General features: G+C 68.6%; 4 protein-coding genes. 1 reads left to right on the plus strand and 3 read right to left on the minus strand.

The features are described 5' to 3' along the window. Positions 1–107 precede the first annotated feature (107 nt). Positions 108–1,781, minus strand: coding sequence for an AMP-binding protein (locus U9980_RS12915; protein WP_322768126.1), 1,674 nt, complete (start codon positions 1,779–1,781; stop codon positions 108–110). An 87-nt stretch (positions 1,782–1,868) separates the two neighbouring features. Between U9980_RS12915 and U9980_RS12920 the strand changes: the two genes are divergently transcribed. Then, positions 1,869–2,744 (plus strand): LuxR C-terminal-related transcriptional regulator, encoded by an 876-nt coding sequence (locus U9980_RS12920; RefSeq protein WP_322768127.1) that lies wholly within the window; start codon positions 1,869–1,871, stop codon positions 2,742–2,744. A 132-nt stretch (positions 2,745–2,876) separates the two neighbouring features. On the opposite strand, the gene U9980_RS12925 is transcribed toward U9980_RS12920, so the two are convergent. Beyond that, positions 2,877–3,959 (minus strand): oxidoreductase family protein, encoded by a 1,083-nt coding sequence (locus tag U9980_RS12925; protein ID WP_322768128.1) that lies wholly within the window; start codon positions 3,957–3,959, stop codon positions 2,877–2,879. Then, entirely contained in the window at positions 3,956–5,125 is a 1,170-nt protein-coding gene (locus U9980_RS12930) for an epoxide hydrolase (protein ID WP_322768129.1), read from the minus strand. The genes U9980_RS12925 and U9980_RS12930 overlap by 4 nt, the downstream gene beginning before the upstream one ends. Positions 5,126–5,161 lie beyond the last annotated feature (36 nt).

The raw sequence follows: 5,161 nt of genomic DNA on the forward strand, positions 1-5,161 counted from the left end.
CGGTCCAGGTCGGGATGTGGCGGCGGACGAGTCTGGCTGGTCGAGCCGGAACCTGTACGGATCACGGTGGCCGAGTTTTGCCGAGCTCCATTCCCGGACCGCCCCGATCACGGGGACGGCCGCGCAGCCGCTCCCCGTGGTGTCTCAGGCGCTTTGATGCTCGCCGCGTCGTGCAGGCCCAGCAGGTCGACGCTCTGTTCGCGCATCTCCACTTTGCGGATCTTGCCGGTGACGGTCATCGGGAACCCGTCGACCACGTGGACGTACCGCGGGATCTTGTAGTGCGCCAGGCGGCCCGCGCAGAACTCCCGGAGCTGCTCGGCGGTGAGCGGCTCGGCGCCAGGGCGCATCACAATCCATGTCATCAGCTCCTCGCCGTACTTCGTGTCGGGGACGCCGATCACCTGGACGTCGGCGATGTCGGGGTGGGTGTAGAGGTATTCCTCGATTTCCCGGGGGTAGATGTTCTCGCCGCCCCTGATCACCATGTCCTTGATCCGGCCGACGATGTTGACGTAGCCCTCGGCATTCATGGTGGCCAGGTCGCCGGTGTGCATCCAGCGGGCCACGTCCACCGCTTCGGCGGTCTTGTCCGGCTCGTCCCAGTAGCCGAGCATCACCGAGTAGCCGCGGGTGCACAGTTCACCCGGCTCGCCGCGGCCCGCTACCCGGCCGGTGTCCGGATCGACGATCTTCACCTCCAGGTGCGGCATGACCTGGCCGACTGTCTCAGTGCGTTGGACCAGGCCGTCGGTGCGGCGGGTCATCGTGGACACCGGGGAGGTCTCGGTCATGCCGTAGCAGATGGCCACCTCCGCCATGTTCATGTCGCCGACCACGCGCTTCATCACCTCCACCGGGCAGGACGCCCCGGCCATGACTCCGGTACGCAGGCTGGACAGGTCGAAGTCGCCGAACCGTGGGTGGCCCAATTCCGCGATGAACATGGTCGGCACGCCGTACAGCGAGGTGCAGTGCTCGGCCTGCACCGCCGCCAGCGTGGCCTCGGGGTCGAACCCGGGCGCAGGGAGCACCACGCAAGCGCCGTGCGAGATCGCCGCCAGGTTGCCCATCACCATGCCGAAACAGTGATAAAGCGGCACCGGCAGGCAGACCCTGTCGTCCTCGGTGTAGCCGAGGCCCTCAGCGACAAAGTAGCCGTTGTTGAGAATGTTGTGATGGGACAGTGTGGCGCCCTTGGGAAAACCGGTGGTGCCCGACGTGTACTGAATGTTGATCGGGTCGTCGAAGGCCAACGTGGCCGCCCGTTCGCGCAACTGGGCGGGGTCAGCGCGGCGGCCGGCCGCGACGAGCTCGTCCCAGCCGGGTTCGCCGATGAACACCGTCGGTTCGAATCCGATCTCGGCGAGCATCGCCCGGTAGTCACTGGTGCGGTAGGTGACCGCGCTGATCAGCAGGCGTATCCCGGACTGACGGACGACGTAGCCCAACTCGTGGGCACGGTAGGCCGGGTTGACGTTGACCAGGATCGCGCCGATCTTCGCCGTGGCGTACTGGGTCAGCACCCACTCGGCGCAGTTGGGCGCCCAGATGCCGACCCGGTCACCTTTGGCGATGCCCATCGTCAGCAGCCCGAGGGCCAGCTCGTTCACGGCGGCGTCGAATTCGGCGTAGGTCCAACGCCGGCCGGTGGCCACGTCGACCAATGCCTCCCGGCTGGCGTACCGGGCCGCGGCGCGTTCCAGGTTCTCCCCGATCGTCTCGCCCAGCAGCGGCACCACGCAGACGCCGGACGCGTAGGACAGCAGTGAGGCAGCCATACGCAGCAGCATCCGGGCAAGCCTGGTAGCCCACCACCCCCGTTCAGGGGTAGCCGCGGATGGAGGTGTGCGTGACATTCTGGCCGCATGGCGGCAACACATCGGCCGGCCGGCATCCCGGCCTTGGAGCGCCGTGAGCTGCTGCGTGCGGCCCTGGGCCGAATGCGACGAGTGACCGGGCTGCCTGTGGCGTTCGGTGGCGAGGTGTCACCCGGGGGCCGGGGTGTGCGACTCACCGAGTTCGCCGGGACCTGGACCGATGCGCTCCCTAACCTGGTCGTCAGCGCCGGCAACGGCCTGGGCGGACGCGTGCTGCTCGCAGCCAGGCCCGGCAGCGTGGACGACTACACCGCCGACTCGCGCATCAGCCACGAATACGACAAGCAGGTGACCGCCGAAGGCCTCCGGGCGATCGCGGCGGTGCCGGTGCTCGTAGGCGAATCGGTGTTCAGCGTCCTGTACGGCGGCGTCCGCGAGCCACAGCCGCTGGGCGGCTGGGTGCTGGCCGCGATGAACCAGATCGCTGTGGGGGTGGGCGTCGAGCTGACCGTACGGTCGGAGGTCGAGCGGCGTCTGGCGGAGCTGGAGACGGCCGCGATCATCCAATCCGCCCGCGAGGCTCCCGCCGCGCCGGGGTGGGAGGATGTCCGCGAGGCCCACGCGGAGCTGCGCTCGATCGCCCAGGAGATCACCGACGCAGCCCTGCGCCGGCGTCTCCAACTGGTCTGCGACCGGCTGACCCGGCCCCGCGGTCGCCCCACCCGAGGCAACCCACTGTCGCCCCGGGAGCTGGACGTGCTGGCCCTGGTCGCGGTGGGCTGCGGCAACGCCGAGGTGGGGCGACGGCTGGGCCTACGGTCCGAGACAGTCAAAAGCTACCTACGCAACGCCATGCGCAAGCTCGGCACCCACGGTCGGACAGAGACCGTCGTCGCGGCCCGACGCGCGGGCTTCCTTCCCTGATCCGTCACGTACAGCACGACAGCTTCGATCCGGCGCGGGGGCCTCGTGGGCCGGCGGTACGGGACTTCCTGGCCCGCCTCGATGCGGCCGGGACGGTCGACCGGCTGTGTTCGGTCCGTGACGTCGCCCGCATCACCCAGGGGCCCGACCGAGGGCCGAGGCCACCTCGAGGTCAAGCACCGCGTGGGCGAAGCGTCCGACAGCGGCCGCGTGGATCGGCTCGGGATTCATCCACTCCAGGCTCGTCAGCCATGCCATGAGCCCGAACGCCATGTGGCGCCGGTAGTCGAGCCAGAGCTCGTCGAATGTCGCAGGTTGCACACCGGCGGCGGTGAGACAGCCATGGTAGCTGCGCAGCAGGTCGCGTTCGGCGGCACGCCGATCGTCGACATCGAGCGCCGAAGTGATGAAATAGGCGACATCATGGGCTGGGCGCATGCGGCAGATGGTCTGCCAGTCGACGAGCCCTAGCGTGCCATCGTGGCGCCGGAACCAGTTTCCGATGTGGTCATCCCCATGGGCGAGCACCCAGGGGCCTTCCTGACTCTGGTCGACCCAGCGCCAGAACAGGTCGATGACGAGGTCGGGCCGGTGCAGCTCCACGGGGATCGCCGCCGAACGCAGCGGCAGAGCGAGAAAGTGCGCGACCCGCTCGGCATCCATCGTCGCGAAGTAGTGACCCGACGGGTTGTCCCGGGTGACGTAGGAATGCAGTGCGGGGTGCTCGTGCAGGACCGGGCCGGCGTACGTCGCGCCGTGGTAGCGGGCGATCAATTCGAGACCGGCGGCCACCTCGTCGATCGACAGCGGCGAGGTGGCCCGGCAGAAGGTGGCCTCCCGGCGCAGGTCGTCGAGGACGACGACACCGAGACGCGTGCGCGGATCGGCGTCGGCGAACCACGCCGCAGTACCTGTCGGCGGCAGGCCGGGCGCGAGGTCGCGGTAGAAGACGGCCTCCCGCTCGTAGATCCCTGTGGCGGCCATCAGGGCCGCGTTGTCCTCGAAGGCACCCTTGACACACACCGAGCCCGGGGCGCCCGGCGGCGGGTCGCCGTCCCCGTAGGTCGGTTGGACGAACACTTTCGTTGCCGTACCGCGCAGCACCTCGTCTACGGCGACATCGACCACCTCGACACCGGGTAGCCGGGTGCCCAGCGCCATGGTGAGCCATTCCGGGGTGATGTCGTCGATCGTCGACGGCAGTGCCGCGGTCATCGGAACGCTCGGAAAAAGGTACGAAGCTCATCGACGAACAGGTCGGGTACCTGCAGGGCGGCAAAATGACCACCCTTGGGCATCGACGAGACGTGCACGATGTTGATCCGCGGTCGGGCCCAGGCCAGCGGCATACGGTAGTGCTCGCCCGGGAAGTCGGCATAGCCGGTCGGAACCTCGACCCGGGGTGGTTCGGACTGCCCGCCGACGCCCGCGTTCTCGTAGTACCAGCGGGCCGAGGAGGCGATCGTCCGGGTGACCCAGTAGATCGTGATGTTCGTCAGGAGCTGATCCTTGGTGAATGCCCGCTCGACGTCGCCGTCGCAGTCGGTCCATGCCCGGAACTTGTCCACGATCCACCCCGCCAGACCTGCCGGCGAGTCCATCAGTGCGCTGCCGACGGTATGCGGCCTGGTGCCCTGGATCTTCCAGTAGCCGGTGTCGCTGTCGAGGAACGCCAGCGTGCGCTGCGCCAGCGCGGCATCCTCAGCCGACAAGCCGGCGAACGGGTCGCGGTCAGCAGGTGGGCCGACGGGCAGCAGGTTGAGGTGCACGGCGGCGACGTGCCCGGCATCGAGCTCGCCGAGCAGCGCCGAGATCTGGGCGCCGATGTCGCCGCCCTGCGCGACGTAGCGCTCGTAGCCGAGCCGTCCCATCAGGTCGGCGAACGCCTGCGCCACCCGTCGGTCGGTGACACGGCAGGACGACGGACCGGAGAAGCCGAAACCCGGCAGCGACGGTACGACGACGTTGAACGCGTCGGCACGGTCGCCGCCGTGCGCCGCCGGGTCGGACAGCGGGCCGAGCACGTCGAGGAACTCGGCGACCGAACCAGGCCAGCCGTGCGTGAGGATGAGCGGGAGCGCGTCGGGTTCCGGCGACCGGACGTGCAGGAAGTGGATACCGAGCCCATCGATGTCGGTGACGTGCTGCGGGAAGGTGTTGAGCCGGGCTTCGGCGGCACGCCAGTCGAAGGCCGTCCGCCAGTGCTCGCATAACTCCCGTAGGTATGCCACGGCGACGCCGTAGTCCCATCCGCTGCCGGGCAGGTCGTCGACCCATCGTGTCCGCTCGAGCCGGCCGCGTAGGTCGTCAAGCACCGCGTCATCGATCTCGACCTGGAACGGGCGAAGCTCGATACTGTGATCTTTCTCCTCCGCAATCATGCAACAAAGTAAACCATTTAAGTGATATGAGCGCCA

The organism is Protofrankia sp. Cr1 (assembly GCF_963555865.1).
GTDB lineage: Bacteria > Actinomycetota > Actinomycetes > Frankiales > Frankiaceae > Protofrankia.

Excerpts from the sequence above, each read along its gene's own strand:
- U9980_RS12915 (WP_322768126.1), bottom strand. The coding sequence starts at position 1,781 with ATGGCTGCCTCACTGCTGTCCTACGCGTCCGGCGTCTGCGTGGTGCCG.
- U9980_RS12920 (WP_322768127.1), top strand. The coding sequence starts at position 1,869 with ATGGCGGCAACACATCGGCCGGCCGGCATCCCGGCCTTGGAGCGCCGT.
- U9980_RS12925 (WP_322768128.1), bottom strand. The coding sequence starts at position 3,959 with ATGACCGCGGCACTGCCGTCGACGATCGACGACATCACCCCGGAATGG.
- U9980_RS12930 (WP_322768129.1), bottom strand. The coding sequence starts at position 5,125 with ATGATTGCGGAGGAGAAAGATCACAGTATCGAGCTTCGCCCGTTCCAG.